16 protein-coding genes and 1 pseudogene are annotated in these 17,540 nt (G+C 55.2%); 8 read left to right on the top strand and 9 right to left on the bottom strand.

The window, feature by feature from the left end; translation table 11 throughout:
* Positions 1-258: 258 nt before the first annotated feature.
* Both ACZ3HH_RS27865 and ACZ3HH_RS27860 read left to right on the top strand, forming a co-directional pair.
* Positions 259-2,379 (top strand): hypothetical protein, encoded by a 2,121-nt coding sequence (locus ACZ3HH_RS27865; protein ID WP_465809522.1) that lies wholly within the window; start codon positions 259-261, stop codon positions 2,377-2,379.
* Positions 2,354-2,539 (top strand): hypothetical protein, encoded by a 186-nt coding sequence (locus ACZ3HH_RS27860; RefSeq protein ID WP_465809520.1) that lies wholly within the window; start codon positions 2,354-2,356, stop codon positions 2,537-2,539. Before ACZ3HH_RS27865 ends, ACZ3HH_RS27860 begins: the two co-directional genes overlap by 26 nt.
* Positions 2,540-2,938: 399 nt before the next feature.
* Here the strand turns inward: ACZ3HH_RS27860 and ACZ3HH_RS27855 are convergent, their stop codons facing one another.
* Complete coding sequence (locus ACZ3HH_RS27855; RefSeq protein WP_465809518.1) at positions 2,939-3,763, bottom strand: hypothetical protein; 825 nt, start codon at positions 3,761-3,763, stop codon at positions 2,939-2,941.
* A 672-nt stretch (positions 3,764-4,435) separates the two neighbouring features.
* Here ACZ3HH_RS27855 and ACZ3HH_RS27850 point away from each other — a divergent pair.
* Positions 4,436-5,983, top strand: a complete 1,548-nt coding sequence (locus ACZ3HH_RS27850; protein WP_465809516.1) for a hypothetical protein — start codon at positions 4,436-4,438, stop codon at positions 5,981-5,983.
* A 100-nt stretch (positions 5,984-6,083) separates the two neighbouring features.
* Positions 6,084-8,060, top strand: coding sequence for a hypothetical protein (locus ACZ3HH_RS27845; RefSeq protein WP_465809514.1), 1,977 nt, complete (start codon positions 6,084-6,086; stop codon positions 8,058-8,060).
* Positions 8,061-8,456: 396 nt separating this feature from the next.
* On the opposite strand, the pseudogene ACZ3HH_RS27840 reads toward ACZ3HH_RS27845, so the two are convergent.
* From ACZ3HH_RS27840 to ACZ3HH_RS27820, 5 genes and pseudogenes are all read right to left on the bottom strand, one after another.
* Positions 8,457-8,555, bottom strand: a pseudogene (locus ACZ3HH_RS27840) (response regulator); the annotation flags it as partial.
* A gap of 170 nt (positions 8,556-8,725) precedes the next feature.
* Positions 8,726-10,057: a deoxyguanosinetriphosphate triphosphohydrolase gene (locus tag ACZ3HH_RS27835; RefSeq protein ID WP_367372441.1), complete on the bottom strand. Its 1,332-nt coding sequence runs from the start codon at positions 10,055-10,057 to the stop codon at positions 8,726-8,728.
* 239 nt (positions 10,058-10,296) lie between these two features.
* On the bottom strand, positions 10,297-10,638 hold the full coding sequence (locus tag ACZ3HH_RS27830; protein WP_465809512.1) for a hypothetical protein: 342 nt from the start codon (positions 10,636-10,638) through the stop codon (positions 10,297-10,299).
* Complete coding sequence (locus ACZ3HH_RS27825; RefSeq protein ID WP_367372439.1) at positions 10,635-11,024, bottom strand: phage holin family protein; 390 nt, start codon at positions 11,022-11,024, stop codon at positions 10,635-10,637. Before ACZ3HH_RS27825 ends, ACZ3HH_RS27830 begins: the two co-directional genes overlap by 4 nt.
* A 1-nt stretch (position 11,025) precedes the next feature.
* Positions 11,026-11,340, bottom strand: coding sequence for an ElaB/YgaM/YqjD family protein (locus tag ACZ3HH_RS27820; protein WP_465809509.1), 315 nt, complete (start codon positions 11,338-11,340; stop codon positions 11,026-11,028).
* 305 nt (positions 11,341-11,645) lie between these two features.
* On the opposite strand from ACZ3HH_RS27820, the gene ACZ3HH_RS27815 reads away from it, so the two are divergent.
* Complete coding sequence (locus tag ACZ3HH_RS27815) at positions 11,646-12,854, top strand: ammonium transporter (RefSeq protein WP_465809507.1); 1,209 nt, start codon at positions 11,646-11,648, stop codon at positions 12,852-12,854.
* 1 nt (position 12,855) lies between these two features.
* Here ACZ3HH_RS27815 and ACZ3HH_RS27810 read toward each other — a convergent pair whose 3' ends face one another.
* Positions 12,856-14,568 carry a cation:proton antiporter gene (locus ACZ3HH_RS27810; protein WP_465809505.1) on the bottom strand — a complete coding sequence of 571 codons (1,713 nt, stop codon included), beginning with the start codon at positions 14,566-14,568 and terminating at the stop codon, positions 12,856-12,858.
* 210 nt (positions 14,569-14,778) lie between these two features.
* Between ACZ3HH_RS27810 and ACZ3HH_RS27805 the strand changes: the two genes are divergently transcribed.
* The 3 genes from ACZ3HH_RS27805 to ACZ3HH_RS27795 all read left to right on the top strand — a co-directional run bounded on the left by ACZ3HH_RS27805 (position 14,779) and on the right by ACZ3HH_RS27795 (position 16,472).
* The gene (locus ACZ3HH_RS27805) at positions 14,779-15,015 is read left to right on the top strand and encodes a glutaredoxin family protein (protein WP_465809550.1); all 237 of its coding nucleotides are present in this window, start codon (positions 14,779-14,781) and stop codon (positions 15,013-15,015) included.
* A 173-nt stretch (positions 15,016-15,188) separates the two neighbouring features.
* Positions 15,189-15,509, top strand: a complete 321-nt coding sequence (locus tag ACZ3HH_RS27800) for a hypothetical protein (protein WP_007895054.1) — start codon at positions 15,189-15,191, stop codon at positions 15,507-15,509.
* Positions 15,510-15,581: 72 nt separating this feature from the next.
* Positions 15,582-16,472 (top strand): pseudouridine synthase, encoded by an 891-nt coding sequence (locus ACZ3HH_RS27795; RefSeq protein ID WP_123357674.1) that lies wholly within the window; start codon positions 15,582-15,584, stop codon positions 16,470-16,472.
* 89 nt (positions 16,473-16,561) lie between these two features.
* Here ACZ3HH_RS27795 and ACZ3HH_RS27790 read toward each other — a convergent pair whose 3' ends face one another.
* Together ACZ3HH_RS27790 and mobA are read right to left on the bottom strand one after the other, a co-directional pair.
* On the bottom strand, positions 16,562-16,783 hold the full coding sequence (locus ACZ3HH_RS27790; protein ID WP_007895056.1) for a YgdI/YgdR family lipoprotein: 222 nt from the start codon (positions 16,781-16,783) through the stop codon (positions 16,562-16,564).
* A gap of 76 nt (positions 16,784-16,859) precedes the next feature.
* Positions 16,860-17,462, bottom strand: coding sequence for a molybdenum cofactor guanylyltransferase MobA (gene mobA / locus ACZ3HH_RS27785; protein ID WP_465809502.1), 603 nt, complete (start codon positions 17,460-17,462; stop codon positions 16,860-16,862).
* Between the last annotated feature and the right edge of the window lie 78 nt (positions 17,463-17,540).

Here is a 17,540-nt window from a genome sequence, read left to right as displayed (position 1 = left end):
AAGCTACCACTTCGGGCATATTAGCTATCCACGGGTATTGCTCTTTCTTCTTGTATCGCACCACGTCCTGCACCACATCGAACTCCATAGATGGGTACCGCGAATGATTCTGAACTTGCAGGGTCGCATTTCCTAAGCTTTGCTGATCGGCAGGGTGGCGTTATGTCTCCACCTGCAGCGACCCAAAGATGGCACGCATGAGCGCCTTGGACAGCCTTCTCTGCTCATAACTTCGATTCCCAAGGGAGGTAGTCACCCATGAGCAAATTCTCTCTGTCCATCCTTAATGTCGCTGTCTTGGCAATTGCGATCACAACCGCAATCACTGGCTGCTCCGGGATGTTCGACACGATAGCCGACACGGTATTGGCCAACGAAGTGCGCTTTGATGATCGAGAAGCCCCACGTACGGCTTACGCGATTTCGGCTTCTGCTGATGAAGTGCAATTGGTGGGTGGGCAAGGCAACGGCCTGAGTTGCAGCCTGCCGCCTGGCACGCAGACGTTGGCATTCACCCGCGGGAGCAAACAAGCACCTATTGCGTTGCAAATGCGCCAAGCCTGTGCCTTCCATGACTACTGCTATCGCCACGGCAACGCGACCTACGGTTACAGTCAGGCCGACTGCGATTTCATGTTGCAGCAGCAGGCCTTCCGCTTGTGCAAGTACATCAATCCCAAAACGACCATCAGCAAATGCGAGACCAACGCGCGCAAAGTCACCCTTGGCGTGCGCTTGGGCGGTTTTGGTAATTTCAAGAGTGCCCGCGCGCCAAAAGACGAGAAGGCCTCCACCTTCCTGGAGTTCGATCCTTACCCGGTGCGAGCTAATACCCACCGGGTAGTACGCATTGCGGATGCTCCACGTCAGTGGGTGCGCGATGGTCTGCTTCCTAAGGCCGCTTACCACTTCGACATCCGGCCTTCAGGTAGCCTGGTGCATGTCTTGGGCTGGAAGTCCGACGGCAGCATGGTCTGCTCAAGCTTCAAATTGTCTGCCTCGTACGACGCCATCAACGGCCCGCCTATGGTGGTACGTGATTCGCCTGGCGGAGAAGACTGGTTCGTGTGGTGGAAGCGCCGCGAATTGACCGACACATATGGTGATTTCGCGCTCCTTCCACCCGGTCGTGCAACGCGCCAGGACTGGGTGGAAACTGCAGGCGGTGTTACTACGAACACAAGCGCAGGGCAATGCGAAAGCAAGGAGATGTGGAGCAGCAACGATGATGGCCCGGCCCCTGTGCCACTAGCCTTCGTTATCAGAAACCGGAACTTTAAGTTTTCTGAGCTGCATCCTGTTAACGCGGCTAACACGCCGGGTGTGGTGCGCCTTATGGGCTTGAGTACCCATTCGTGCAGCGAAGGCACAAAGGACTACTCGCCGTGCGTGGTGGACGTGGCATTTGACACGACGCTACGGCAGTTTCGCGAGGAGCCTGCGAGCCGGCACCTGTATCGCGTCACTGAGCGTAACTGTAGAAAAGACAAGTCGGATGGCACACCCCTAGATAGTTGCGACCGCTATCGTAATTATGTGGGTGCGCCATTTGTGATTGCGCACGATAGCCCGCCATCCTTGATCTGGATGCGCCGCGGTACCGGCAACGGCGATGGCTATGAGAACGGTGCCATGGTGCGCCACTACACCGTGGGCAAGCCCGGTAAGGATGTAGCTATCGACCTTGGAGAGAAGGTGCTGACGGAGTTTCCCGAAGCCATGGAGCCAGCTTTCATTATCAACGCGACATCGGCCAGCCCAACCTTTGTGAGCCTGGAGGCTGGTAGGGACGGGGTCCAATTGCATACGCAGACTGCAGCACCAAAGGGCGAGCAGTCTGCGACAACCACGTTGGAATGCTTCCGTAACGCGCCTACCTCTTGGCTGCACCGTCCCACCTATTTGGTACAGGACCCACACGACGCGAGCCGGAGTTACATCGTGTTCTCACGTGTGCGGCTGAACGATATACAGGGCAAGGTGTTCGCGCAGGCCGCCGAACTGGAAGTCGCCGTGGCCACACTAGCTAACGGCGCATGCCCTGGTTCTGGTGTTCGAGAGTCTACCTTCCCTACTTTCTTCAAAGGCTTTGCTGAGAAGCATGAGCAGGATGCCGCCGTTGCCGTTGCCATTGCCGTTGCCGCCGGCAAAAAAACCAGCAATGCCGATATCGACTTGGCGAAGGAGGCTATTGGTCCATATGCTGAACGGGTACGCGGCGGTCAGATGGTGCTAGCCGATGTAACCGACGACGGTGTCCCAGATCTAGTGCAGGTTGCCGAGATACAGAGCGAGCGGCGTTTCCGTGCCGGTTTATTGAAGGGCAGCATCGACACTTTAGGTCTGCGCTTCAGTGAGTTTTCTGATCACAAACCCTAATAGCTTTTTGATGATCATGCCTACTGATAACGATCTGCAGAGCGCGCTTGGGCGCTGGTGGATCCTGAACTCCGGCGTCCAGTTGAGCGCCTACGGCCATGCTTTGGAGGCGTTTGACCTTGCTGAGGCAAGCCATTACCAAGCTGTGGTGCAGCAGTAAAGGTGGTATTGGTGAAGCGCAAGGGCGGCTAACCTTCAAAATCGAAAGTTCACTGACCCAGAGGAAATCAGTGAAGCCGACATTGAAGAGGCTGCGTGTGAGTGTCGTGATTTGTAGCGCCTAGAGGGCGTCGTACTTTGCCAACGCAGTATAGGCGCTCTTACGCTGTACCCGGCGCCCTCCTGTTCAGTACGAGTATCAGTCTCTCTGGCCCTTAAAGTATTTGCGGATTACATATTTACTTCCGGATGAGTTAGTTGTTTTCATCTTTCTAGTAAAAACTCCCTATTGCATACCAGTACATCAAGTGCATGAGGGCGTTGTCCGGCGCCAATGTTTGATCGCCAGTGCCCTCTCTACATGCATGCCCGTGTGCAATGCTAGGTTAGGCAGTGCCAGTTATTCCATTTGTTGCCGGAACCAGGATGGAAGTGAACAATGCTCTTTTCCAGCGACTCGTAATACGGGGTCATTAATCATGAGTTCGACTTGATCACCATATAGTGTCCAGCCGACAAGTTGCAGTCTTGCACTCATATCTCGGACTACCAGGTCGGATTGCTCAAGCCTTTTTTTTGAATATTCACCCGGTAGAACCTTGGTAGTGTGGCTGGTGAAATCATACAAGATATTGATATCTATTTGATTATCGCTATTTATTAAGTCATCCCTTTTCACTTTTACAACGGCTCTACCTATAACTTCTGCATTGATCGGCTCGTTGCGTAAAGTGTTAGCCTCAATGGCCGCCATAATGCTGGAGTTGCGAGGATCACGTAGAGACTTAAATGTTGGTGCAAAAAGGCCCGACGTACTGGCAAAAACTTGAATGTCAAATCCTGAGTTTGTTTTTTCAATTGCAGCATAACCGGTGGCGGACAGCTCTATGCGCTCTATTCTTAGGGCACACCCCTTATCAATTTGAAGATTGATCGGTTCCGTGCGGAAATATATGTAGTCTGATCCTCTGTGCGCAGCGGTTAAGTACCATGCGGATAGCTCGTACTCTCCTAAGAATGAGGAGTCGATTGCTGTCAAACCTATGGTCGGGTAGCCGGAGTGTATGGTTACTAATGTTGCTGCCACAAGTGTTGCCCAAAATATATTGAAGGCGACCTTTAATTTTGGCGAGTGAAAAATGCGACCAAGGAAAAGCATCCAGATGTATGGAGTGAAAATTATCAATACCCAAAATAGTTTCTCGGATAAGGTGGGAATGATCACTGGATTTCCGCCTAAGATCCAAAGGGCGCGACCCCCCAAGTATGGGGCTAAAGTTAAGGCGGATAGGAGGGTGAGGATAACGGTGAGGACTCCGTCTGGCACCTTCAAACCGGAAAGAATCTCAAGTAAATTTTTGCTCTGCGGGAGCATGTTGCGCTTTAGGCTATTGCGACCTAGTCGCCTAGCAGGGAGAGGCTGACGCGGTAGCATATACGTTATCCCCTACATTCCACCTATAATTAATGGGTAGCTGCCGCGCATCCAAGATGCTTTGTTTCTGTGTCTAGCTTGTTGCATACGTCAAAGTCTAGGGGAAAGTTAGAAAATTTCCTCGACTGTTGCTACAAATTTTTCGTTTGAGCCTGGAGGCACTCATACGAATGCACTGTCCTGAGAGCAACTTCCTTCATGAGGCAGTTAAACGGCAGGTTTGGCCGAGGCTGTGTAAAAACGTTTTCGAGCGCGGCAGGTACTCAAAACCGGACTGGAAATCGTGCTTCTGCGTGAAATCCATAATTAGCAAAGCTCAGAGAATGCGAATCTTCAAATTAGGCGCCTCTTGAGCTCGTGGAACAGTTCGCTTGTGCTTTCAAAAGCCCGTTCTACACTTGCTGAAATCGTACAGAGCCATCATTTTGATGTCATGCAATATGACTCAAGGAGGAGTGTGTAATGAAACGTTTCGTTCCTACGCGCGATTGGAACATCATCCCTCTGCTGGTGACCTGTGTACTACTAACCAGTTGTATCTCGGTTCCAACGGGAACGACGCAGGTCTATCGCAAATCGGATGTTGCCAAGCCTGCAACCCCTCCAGCACAACCAGCCGCGGGTGCGGTGGTGTTTGACAAAACGCTGTTCAAGAACGCAGTCGATCCCCATTTGACCATCCGCAAGGCCGGTACTGATAAAAGCAACGCTGATGTGTTTGCCATCTATCTCAGCGATGGCTATTTCAAGTACCTGAAAGACATGGGCGGTGTTAACGAGGTTGTGGTGGTGGCCGAGTTCACTGAAACCAACGCTGGCACGGAGTCAGATACTGTTACCCGTGTACTGGGCCCCTATTTCGGCGTGTCCGACAAAGCCCGTACTCCATTCCTCAACAAGCTGCTCTACGGTCCGAAAACACTCGACGCCGACCACCTCAACATGAAGCTTACGGTGATTGAGTACGACCAGGGCGAGAACCAGAACTCTGCCGCATTCCTAGACTTCATCCAGTCCGTCACCCAAACCCTTTCCCTGGCCAACCCGGTCACAGCTGCGGAACAAGCCTTCGCCAAGGAAATTGCCAAGAGCCTTCTGAGCTTGAACAAAGATGATGTAGTCATGGAAATCGACATGAACTTCACCGGCAATGCCGGTCAGTTGGCGAAGATGGATTACAACGGCTCCTACATTCCTTTGAGTGTGGGGGACTATGTCTTGATCAACAAAGAGCACTGTGTTTCGGCCAATTGCTTTTTGCAGATGACGAATGAAGGAAGTTCCTGGAACCCCTTCGCCTGGATCGGTGATATCGCCATGCTGGTGCCCACTGCCGTGCGCCGTGGCTGGGCGGATACACCCGATGGCCCAGCGCTGGCAGACATTAATAGCGACGAACTGGATTACGTCGATCACAGGCTTACCAAGAAAAAACCAGTGAACCCAACCGATATCCCTGGTTCCGCCCTTCGGTCCAATCCCGAGTCCTTCACTGACAAAACCTGGCTCGCTCTGTCCATCGTCAAGGGCGGCGACGCCTCACTCTGGCAGAAACGCAAACTGTTGACCCAGGCAGAAACCTCCATCCAGAAAATGATCAAGGTCCGCGGTGGGCCAATGGCCTTCAGCCAGGATTATCAAACCGCCAGACAGGCGCTGGAGGAGGCCCGAGAGGCCGAGCGCCTGAGCAGTTCTGGCGTTACTTTCGTCTCCCCACTGTCTGCCAGCGGTGACTTCATCCCCACCACAGGCGACGGTGAATACTGCCTGTACCACTCAAACAACCTCACTGAGGTAGTGGCTGGTTTCTACCGCATGGATACCAAGAACGTGCCCCAGCAACTGCCATCCACCGCCATCGTCAAGAACGCTGCGAAAACCACACCCAACAACACCTGCTTCACTGTCACGGCCTCAGCGCGCACGGTAGGTACCTATGACATGATCGCGGCGTACAAGGTCGCAGGCGAAGTCTTGACCCAGAAGGTTCGCTACAAAATCGAAAAATAAACTCAGGCCCTTTTTATTCCAAACCTCTCCACTTGGCTGAGGTTGCGAATAGGGGGAGCTCAACGAATTACAACGACAACAACAATGAAGGGGATTCGTGATGCGGGCTCTCTTAATGGTGATAGGTTTTATAGTTACGCTGCCAGCAATGGGGACAGAGATTGTTTGGTCAGTTGAAAATGGCTTTCCAGTCTTCCGTGGTACGGAGGCATTCAAGAAGATCAAAAACAGTTGGAAGCCCGGGCTATCAGCAAGCGATTTCCTGGCAACACAGAGCGCGGCAAGCCTAAGAGAGCTGCTACCCAAGACGTCGGAAACGCTATGGAACCCGGCAACCGGGCTTTATGACAAAAAAGCCCTGTTTAAACGTGATCACACGATTGTCGCCCAGGTCAGGGGAGCGCCCGAGGGTGCTTATTGCCTCTGGTTCCGAGATGGAAAGCAATACGGTAAGTCGGTGCCGTGCACCGATGATTTCAAGATCTCGCTTCCTGAGCGCGTGAGCACAAGGCTTAGTGTGGAGCCTGTTGATGGTGAAAAGGGTTTAGCGAACGTTTTCATTAAGACCCACACCATCCTTGCATTCGGAGACTCCTTCGCAAGCGGAGAGGGAAATCCCGATAGAGCAGCCCAGGGTACGGGAAAATCGACCGACGATCTAATTAAAGGAAGCCGAATACTGAGCGCTAAGGATATGGCCGAAGGCCGATTCTCAGAAGGGGCGGATTGGTGGGACACCACCTGCCACCGCTCGTTACTCTCCTGGCAATCGATGTACGCCCTAAAACTTGCGGTTTCTGACCCGCAGTTAGTGGTCAGATTTGCATCGTTCAGCTGCTCTGGAGCTGAAATTTACGATGGATTTTTCCGAGCACAGATGTCACCGCCAGCGAACGATGTATCCAACCGGGTGTGGCGCTGGTCAACTCGCGATGGTGGCAACATTCTTGAGCTTGTTCCAGAGCACGCGGGTGAGCCTCTAAAAGAAGATAAAGTAAGAGGTGAACTGCTGAATAAATCTCAGCTGAACGCTGCGATTCACCTTCTCTGCCCGGAAAACCCTTACCACGCCGGCTCGTATACTTTCCGGCCGGAAACGACAGCTCTTGGTAACAGGAAGTACTACGGCGCTGTGAAATACGATGCTTGCCAAAAGCAAATGCAGACAGTCGATGAAGTCCTTCTTTCCTTTGGAGGCAACGATTTCGGTTTTTCCGGTGTAGTTACATGGGGTCTGGTTCCGCGTGAAATAAACGAGAGCGGGTGGTCTGACTCAACTAACGTGATCCTTGCCGGGATCGGTGGTGTGCAAGACTTTGTGCACATGACTGGCCTGAACGGTCTCAGGCTCTTCCTTGGCGTGATCAATCCGGAAAGAGCCGAAAATGCAGCCAAAATCCATCTTAATAAGGTGTATAGCGACCTCGGCTATGCGCTCACGAAGTACCTGCATGTCCAGCCCGACAAAGTGCAGGCTCTGCTCTATCCCAACCCCATACAGACACCGTTCCAAGAATACTGCAAGAACCGGCTGAACATGGGCAATGTAGCAATGACCGAATCTGTCGTTCAGTACCTGGGCGCTAATCGTGGCAAAAAATTCATGTTCCTGATTGAAGCATCGAATGGGACGAAAATCGAACAGCAATTCATCAAGCACCTTCGCGAGGAGCAGCAAGCAGCCATAGGGAATAGTAAGTACACAAAATGGAACTCTATCGACTCACAGCAAGCGTTTCAGGGACGTTCATTGTGTGCGGTATCCCCCGAGTGTGATGCTGGCGCTAATTGCCTGGAGTCAGAACGTTTTGTCTGGACCGAGGGCGGGGAGCTCAAGGCAAACCATCCTTCAATGACACCAATTCCAACCTTTGCGCGTTGGGAGCCCTATATCAGCACGCGAACCCGGGGTATCAGGACCGGAAACGACGCTTTCATGACAATGGCCCGCTTCAATTCCAACGGCGAACTTCTTGATGACTGGTTTCGAGGGGCTGTACATCCGGATGCCAGAGCTCATTCAGCTATTGCCGATCTCCTCGTATTGCCGACGATCAAGGAACCTGAATCCAATTGAACGATACCGCTCTCGCAGGTATTTGCTCTGCGAGACGCTTTCACGCACGCTGCCCTTATGCCAATGAGACGCAGAGAGGGCATAGGTGCCACGGCACCGCCTGGAGTCAGCACTTAATTGTCTCCGTGTTATGGGACTCGTGCTTCCCACGAAAACAGGAGCCTGCTCCCTAACTGCAGGTTTCTCCTTGAGTGACCGTCCGCTTTTGGCCGATTGTTGCCTGACGCCAAGGGCAGCAATCCACAGCCGATTTCTGCCCGTTGGCAAGGGTTGTAATCGATCAAGCGCAGCTTCTGCAATGGTTGTTTCAGTCAAAGAAAAGTCGGTGAAGGGTAGGGCTTATACGGGCCGATTCAGCTTTTAATGACCCTGGTTCAAAATCTAATGAATCTCTATGCCATAACTCTCGAGCAGGTATTGAGTCGCTCGTAGCTGAAAGGGATGATCTTCCACCAGCAAGATGCGCCAATCATGTTTGAACATAGGTGTTTTCATGCGTCATCTGTCGAGCAGGGGAGTGCGATTATTTCGCGAGACAGCCGAACAATCGATCAGTCCGCTCTGCACAGTGTGTAGGGCGATTCTGTCGACGTTGAAATACACATGAATGTCGAGACATTCGATCAGCCGTTCAGAGGTCTCTGACACGGCTAACCTATATGCTTCTATCCGTGGCTTGAACGACCGGTCATTTCCAGCGCCATTTCACTGGCATAGCTGTCGGTCATGCCGGCGATGAAATCAATCATGCGCAAGAAGGAGGTGTGCAAAGGGCCCTGAGGATCGGGCGCATTGTTGCCCAACAGGTCGAGTATGCGGCGGTGTTTGAAGGATGGCGTGCGACCGTTGTGTTGTTCCAGTGCCGCGCCGCAAAAGGCGTTGAGCAGGATTTCCAGGGTGGTGTAGGCGCCTATTTCGTGGAGTGTCTTGCGCTTGTCCTGGAAGATTTTTTTGCGCGCCATGTCCTTGGCATTCAAGACGCAGCGTTTGGCGGGGCCATGCATATGTTCCACCAGGTCGCCAGGTAGCGTGCCGGCCAGCAGCGCGTCCTGTTGCTCGACGAAGGCTCGGGCTGCTGCGTTGGTCAGGTGTTCGATGGCTTTGCCCCGCAGGATCGCCAGTTTGCGCCGACGCGAATCCTGGGGACCGAGCTGGCGATAGGTTTCCGGGAGATCGTCGCCCACCAGGTCCAGCAGCAGGGACTCGACTTCGGCGTATTCCAACAGCTCCATTTCCAGGCCATCTTCCAGATCGATCAGCGCGTAGCAGATGTCGTCGGCGGCCTCCATCAGGTACACCAGCGGATGACGCGCCCAACGCTGTTCTTCCAGCTGGGGCAGACCGAGTTTATGAGCGATCTGTTCCAGCAACGGCAGTTCGCTCTGATAGCAGCCGAACTTGTGCTTCTTGTAGCCCAGTGAGTCGGCGTGCCGAGCCGTCCACGGGTATTTCAGGTAGGTGCCCAGCGTGGCGTAGGTCAGCCGGGTTCCCCCTTCGAACTGGTGGTATTCAAGCTGGGTAAGCACCCGGAAACCTTGGGCATTGCCTTCGAAATTGAGGAAGTCATTGCGTTCGGCTTCGCTCATGGCATCCAGCCAGCCACGGCCTGCGGCCTGCTGGAACCAGTGGCGGATCGCGTCTTCACCAGAATGACCGAAGGGCGGATTACCAATGTCATGGGCCAGGCAAGCCGATTGCACCACCATGCCCAGGTCGCTCGGTTCGCACCAGTCGGGCAGGGCGCTGCGGATGGTTTCACCAACGCGCATGCCCAGCGAACGGCCGACGCAGCTGACTTCCAGCGAATGGGTCAGGCGCGTGTGGATATGATCGTTGCTGGAGACCGGATGGACCTGGGTCTTGCGCCCGAGACGGCGAAACGCGCCCGAGAAAATGATGCGGTCGTGGTCTTTATGGAAAGGGCTGCGGCCGAGTTCTTCCGGGCTGTGTACAGGCTTTCCGAGGCGTTCGCGGGTAAGCAGGGTTTGCCAATCCAAGGCTGGTTTCTCCGTCAGGTGACTGATCCCCTAGCTTCCCGGTTCAAGCGGGTCCCTGCAAGGAGAACTAGAGCCCTGCGGCATCGATATCGATGAGTAGCAGGCGCTCGCCGTTATCGAAAAATAGCCCGGAGGTTAGGCAGTGCTGGGCCTGGACACCATGCAGGCACGCAGGATTAACCTCTCGATAAAGAGGTTAATCCTGGTGATATTGAAAGAATGCAGCCAAACAGGACTGATTAATGTTTGCGCGAAGAGCTCTGCATGATCAGCTTGATCAGTGGCCCCAGCGTGACGCCCAGGCGAGCCAGCCGAGTCAGGCTGCCAATACTGCCACCCTTGGCACCTTTGCCGGTCAGAAAGCCCAACCCGATCACGGCCGCGATCCCCCAGAGCGGAGCGTGTTTGATGCCGAGACCGTCTTGCAGGTTTTGCGTCATGCCACGCACCCGTTGCAGGGGGTGCAGGAGGTGTTGGGATTCGTGGCGAATTTCCTGGCGATGCATTTCCATGCGCAGGCGGATCAGCGCTTTGCGCATTTCCGTGCGTGAGCTGTTGCGGGGAAGTTCAGACATGCTCATGGCAACAGACGCTCCCGATCATTGGCCAACTCTTCCAGGGTGCCATGGAAGGGCGAGGATTCATCGAAAATCGCTGCTCTCAAGCGCATCGCACAGAACAACGCTGCGAGGGTATAGAACACACAGAGCCCGATGATTGCTGCCAGGCGATAGGTGTCCCAAAACAGGATCAACACCAGCGTCGACAAGCCCACCAGCAATAACAAGGCAAAGACCAGCGTCAGGCCTGCAAACAGCAACAGGCTTACGGTGCGTGCTTTTTGTTCCTGCAATTCAATGCCGAACAGTTCGACATGACTGTGCAGCAGTCCAAGAAACGCGGCACCGAGGCGCCGCGGTGATGAGCCGGTGCCCGTCGCGGACGGGTCGGATTCGCCGATCGCCATATCAGCGCCGAGTGGCTAGCAAGCCAATCAGGAAACCCACGCCAGCCGCGATTCCGACTGATTGCCATGGGTTTGCCTGGACGTAATCTTCCGTGGCGGTGACAGCGGCTTTGCCGTGCTCGCGCACAGAGTCTTCGGTCAATCTCAGGGTTTCCCGCGCGCGCAGCAGACTGTCATGGATCTGCTGGCGCAACTCATCGGCCTGATCGCCAGCCAGGGATTTGGTGTGTTCCAGCAACCTTTCAGTGTCGGTGACCAGCGTCTGAAAATCTTCCATCAGAACTTCTTGAGCAGTCTTTGCTGTGGTGCGTGCCATTGGTGATCTCCGTAAGTGGCTTCTGAAGCGTTCGAGTATGAGCCTTGCGTGAAGGTTCAGTACAAATGACTGGTACAACTTTTGCTATGTCGTGGTGCGTCAGCCTGCGCCATTGCGCTGTTGCCGGGCATGATTTCAGGAAAACCTTAACTCAAATAATCAAAACTCGCGCAGAGACTGCGGTCTTGTGCGCCAAAGCGGTTCATCCAGATTAGCGCTGCTCTCTGGATGAGCTGCAACTTGGTGCGTCAGTCATCCGCGCGAACTGCTTTGGTGCTTTTTTCAGCCTTCAGGTCTGCCAATCCATGGAAAATCTGCAAAGTGCTGTGGACAGTCTGGTCCATAGCTCCAACACGTTGTTCATCCTTATCGGTGCGGTCATGGTCCTGGCCATGCACGCCGGTTTTGCCTTTCTCGAGGTGGGCACGGTTCGACAAAAGAACCAGGTCAACGCCTTGTCGAAGATCCTCAGCGACTTCGCTATTTCGACCCTGGCCTACTTCTTTATAGGCTATTGGATTTCTTACGGGGTTACTTTCATGCAGCCGGCGGCGGTGATTACTGCCGACCATGGCTATGGGCTGGTGAAGTTTTTCTTTCTGCTGACCTTTGCTGCGGCAATACCGGCAATCATTTCCGGAGGCATCGCCGAGCGCGCCCGGTTCGTCCCGCAGTTGTGTGCGACCGCGCTGATCGTGGCGTTCATCTATCCCTTCTTCGAAGGCATGATCTGGAATGGCAACTTTGGCCTGCAAGCCTGGTTGCTGGAACGCTTTGGCGCCAACTTCCATGACTTCGCAGGCTCCGTGGTGGTTCACGCCATGGGCGGGTGGCTGGCACTCGCGGCGGTGTTGTTGCTCGGCCCAAGGCAAGGTCGTTATCGCGATGGGCGACTCGTGGCATTCGCACCGTCGAGCATTCCCTTTCTCGCGTTGGGTTCGTGGATTTTGATCGTCGGCTGGTTCGGCTTCAACGTGATGAGCGCTCAGACCCTGCAAGGGGTCAGCGGGTTGGTGGCGGTGAACTCGCTGATGGCCATGGTCGGCGGCACCATGGCGGCGTTGATCGTCGGGCGCAATGACCCGGGCTTCCTGCATAACGGCCCGTTGGCCGGGTTGGTGGCGATCTGTGCCGGATCGGATCTGATGCACCCGGTGGGCGCGTTGGTGACCGGTGCCATCGCCGGGGCACTGTTTGTCTGGTGCTTTACTGCGGCTCAAGGCAAATGGCGCATCGATGATGTGCTGGGCGTCTGGCCTCTGCATGGGCTGTGTGGTGTCTGGGGCGGGATAGCTTGTGGCATTTTTGGTCAAACCGCCTTGGGTGGTTTGGGGGGCGTGAGCCTGATCAGTCAGTTGATCGGTACTTCTCTGGGGGTGATTGTGGCGCTGGCCGGCGGTTTTGCGGTGTATGGCGCGATCAAGGCGTTCCATGGTCTGCGCCTGAGCCAGGAAGAGGAGTATTACGGCGCGGACTTGTCGGTGCACAAGATCGGTGCCGTAAGTCAGGATTGAATTACTGTTCCTCATCGTCAGCACCAGGGTAAAAACCGTGCAGCAGGCGATAGCGGTCACGCCGTACCTGGTCGACCCGGTCTCGTACCTGCTGGCCGGGTATGCCCAGCATGATCAGTGCGTGGGAGGCGAGCATCAGGCTGGACTCCAGCAACTCGGGTACGACTTCGCTGGCGCCAGCGGCCTTTAACTCGGCCAACTGACTGTCGTCCCGTGTGCGCACCAGTATCGACACGCTCGGGTTGAACCGGCGCGCCTCCTTGAGTATCAACAGTGCGATGTCCGTCTTGTCCACGGCAACCACCAGCAGTCTGGCGCGTTCCAGCCCTATCGCGACCAGCAGCTCGCCGCGACGTGAGTCGCCGTAATGAACACAGCTTTCATTGACGGCTGCTTCCTGAACCCGCACCGGGTCGGTATCCAGCGCAATGTAAGGTTGATCTATATTACGCAGGACGCGCCCGATGGACTGGCCTACACGGCCGTAGCCACAGATCACGACGTGATTGTGCAAGCCTGCATTGAGCGCGCTGATTTCTTCGAGTTCGGCTTCTTCGTTGGGCTTGTGGTGCAGACGTGTGGCGATGTGGGGAGCGGCGCGCAGCAGTAAAGGCGTCACCAGCATCGAGCAGAACGTCGCGGCCAGCAGCAGGCCACCGAAGTTGGCGGGCATCAAATTGTTCTGCTGCATCTGCGCCATCAGGGCAAAGCAGAATTCGCCCCCTTGAGCCAATGCCAGGCCGCTGCGCCAAGCGGTTTCGACATCGCTGCCGCGCCATTTGACCAGCAGCGCAACCACGGTGCCTTTGATCAGCAGCAACCCTAACGTCAGACCGAGAATCAGCACGCCATGGCTGGCAAACAAGCGCAAGTCGATCAACATGCCGATACTGACGAAGAACACCCCGAGCAGAATGTCGCGGAACGGACGGATGTCCGCCTCGATCTGATGTCGGTAATGGCTTTCGCCCAGCAGCATGCCGGCGAGAAAGGCGCCCAGGGCTGGGGAGAGGCCGAGCAGGTGAGTCAGCCAGGCCGTCAGCAAAACGATCACCAGCGCCAACAGCACGAACAGCTCTGCGGACCGGGATGCGGCGACTTCATGAAACAGGCGTGGCAAAAACCAGCGGCTGATCAGCAGCAGACCGACGAACAGGACGATAGTCTTGCCCAGCGTCAATGGCAGAGCCCAATACCAGACCTGGTCGCTGGTGCCGGCGAACACCGGTACCAGAGTCAGCAGCAACACCGCGACCACGTCCTGGAACAACAGCACGGCGATGGCATTCTGACCGTGGCGGCTGAAAAGCTCACCGAGACTGCTCAACTCTTTGCTGACAATGGCGGTGGACGACAGCGCCAAACCGGTACCGAGTAACAGTGCAGGTATGGTCGGCATGCCAAACAGCATCAGCAAACCGCCCAGCACTATCCCGGAACCCAGCACTTGCAGGCTGCCCAGGCCAAATACCACCCGGCGCAGTGCGAGCATTTTCGCCAGGGAAAACTCAAGCCCGAGGGAGAACAGCAGGAACACCACGCCCAACTCGGCAAGGTCGGGCAACTCTTCGCTTTCATTCACCCAGTTGAACGCGGTCGGCCCGATCATCAGCCCCACGCACAGGTAGCCCAGCACCGGTGGCAAGCGCAGACGCTGGAACAGTGCGATCACCACCAGAGAGGCGGTGAAGATGATCAACAGATTGGCGAACACAAGAAGCTCCGGTGAAGGTTCTGGCTATACAAGCGTAGAGGTAAAAAAAACACGAGCATCGCGCAAGTGCCGGTTGAGGCGAATGATTTGCATCAGGAGTTTGCCGAAATATCTTGAAATCGGCCATTGCTCAGGCAGGTAGGGGCATTGGCTCGACTGCTTTTGATCGCGGGCCTAGAATGAGCGCTTACTTCGATGGGTCTTGTCGTCATGCTTCCTGAATGTCAGCTTTTCGGCACCCTTGGTTGCCATCTTTGTGAAGTCGCTGAAGCCATGCTGATGGAATTTGTCGAGCGTGGTCTGTTGGTGGAGCTGGTGGATATCGCTGACGATGAAACCTGGTTCGAAGCTTACAGCCTGCGTATTCCGGTGTTGCGACGGGTCGATACCGGCGCTGAGCTGGGCTGGCCGTTTAGTGCCGATGAAGTGGTGGCGTTCCTGCGCTGACTCTGACACTGACACTGCTGGCGATGCCCCACCCGTCGCGGTCCTCGTTTCATCCATTGGCGAAAGGTCGGTTATTCGGTTACTGTATGTGTATACAGTTATTCGGATTGCCTGCCATGCTTTTCCCGGTTTTGGGTTTAGGCCGGCGATCCCGGACGTCAGAGGGATGAACCTTGGTCAATGTCGAGCAATTGAAGAACAGCGTGAACCGGATGTCGGCGGACGTGGTGCGTGAGGCCGTCCTCGAATTGCGTCTGGATGGCTTGGTCACGGAGGGTAAAACGCCCTTCAACAAACTGCATTTCAACACCTGTTTCGCCGAAATCGAAGCCTTGTTCCAGCGTGCGGGCTATCACCGACAACTGGATGTCGTGGGCTATCAGGGTTTGTTGTATGCGCTTTATGATCCGGGGCGCTGGGAAGCGGTCGATGTGCTGCGCTGGCTCAAGGAGTTCACCGAAGCGGCCGCTCGAACACAGTCGATACCGGCCTGAGGATTCTCTTCTAGGTTCGTTCCGGCCACTGTTGGATAATGCCGCCCTGCATTGAGGGTTAGAGCTTTTCGTATGTCCATTTCATCTTTTTCTGCTGCACATAACCAGGCCAGCACGCTTTATCTGCCGCCGGGGCCGTGGCAGACCGTGCTCGATTGCCTGTGCGAACATTTCAGCGCCATCGGTCGTGAACAATGGCTGGACAGAATTGCTCGCGGTCGTGTCCTCGATGGGCAAGGCCTGCCGATCGCCCTGGACCTGCCTTACAAGGAAGGTCTGCGGATTCATTATTTTCGTGAGGTACCGGACGAAAAACCGATCCCGGTAGTAGAGTCGATCCTTTATGCCGACGAGCATTTGGTGGTGGCGGACAAACCACACTTTCTGCCCGTGACTCCTGCCGGCGAATACGTTGAGCAGACGTTGCTACGGCGGCTGATCCGTCGCCTGGATAACCCGCACCTGGTGCCGTTGCATCGCATCGATCGGCATACGGCGGGGCTGGTGCTGTTTTCAGCCAACCCTCAAAGTCGGTCGGCGTATCAGTCATTGTTTCCTACACGCCAGATCGAGAAGCGCTACGAAGCAATTGCCCGGGCATTGCCTGAGCACTCTTTCCCGCTGGTCCATAAAAGTCGACTTATCGATGGCGAGCCGTTTTTTCGCATGCAAGAAGGTCCGGGCGTCAGCAATACCGAGACGGCTGTCGAGGTCAGGGAAAAAAACGGTGAACTCTGGCGTTATGCGCTGTACCCGGTGACGGGCAAGAAACATCAATTGCGAGTTCACATGACGGCCCTGGGGGCCAGCATCTGCAATGATCCATTCTATCCGCAGGTGCTCAAGGACGTAGAAGATGACTATGCCAATCCCTTGAAGCTGTTGGCCCAGGGGCTGCGATTTGTCGATCCGGTCACGGGGCAGGAAAGAGAATTTGAAAGCACCATCACCTTGCAGTGGTGATCACTGAACCGATAATTTTGCTTTTCGGCACGCACGAAAAAGCCCGCTATTAAAGCGGGCTTTTCTGTATCTGGTTGTCGCCGCAAAGATTACAGATCTTTAACGGTACGGACCTGATCTTTGTTGACGCGGGTGTGCTTGCCATCCAGTTGTTCGAACTCGTAAAAGCCCGATTCTTCATCGTACTTAGGCGCGTCGACGGCCTGGATTTCTCGACCGTCATTCAAGGTGATCACTGTAGGCGATGCGCAACCGGCGAGGGTCGCAAGGCCCAGTGCGAGCATGAAAGTGGCGAGGGTCCGTTGAGTCATGAGTGTGTCTCCGAATGGGAATTCTTTTGGTTGCCGAGCTTGAGACGTATACAACGCGCGCAAGTTCCTTCGCGTGTCAGTCTGACACAGTGTGGTGCGTGCTTAACAGTTCCGGCGTATTGAGATTGGCCAGGCGGGGGTCGTTATCCGGGCATTGCAGGGCTGTGGCGCCCAGCTTGCGCATGAGGCGACCCGGGCTGCGCTCACCTTCGTTCCAGGCGGTCTCGAAAGCCGCTGAAAGGGCGACGGGAATCATGCACAGCAACGGTTCCCAGTGTTCGCCATGACGCAGCATCAACGGTTTGTCCGGATGCTGTCCGGCGGTTTCACGCATGCTCTGGAGCAGCGCGGCATCGATGCGTGGCACATCGCAGGGCAATACCAGTAGGTGAGTGTGGCGGGCGGCCTTCAGGCCTGCGCGAATACCCGCCAACGGCCCCGGAAAGTCGCCTTCGTCGTCATGGACCAACTGATCCGCATAAGGCGCGTATTTTTCCAGGTTTCTGTTGCAGGAGATGATCAGGTCATCACTCAGTGGGCGCGTCTTACGGTGCAGATGCGCGATCAGCGGTTCGCCGTGCCAATCCAGCAAACCCTTGTCCTGACCGCCCATGCGTTGGCCGCGACCGCCAGCCAGGAGCAGAATGGAGCAAGGCGCCACAGGTGTATTCGAGGTCATCGCTCTTCTCCATGGGGGCGGCGAAAAAATGAGGCGCTGTGATATAACACCGGGCTGTTTCTCCTACAACTGGACGAG

The sequence above is a fragment of the Pseudomonas sp. PME37.24/025 genome (genome assembly GCF_055556615.1).
The sequence above is the reverse complement of the archived record's forward strand: the minus strand, read 5'-3'. Positions and strand labels throughout refer to the sequence as shown.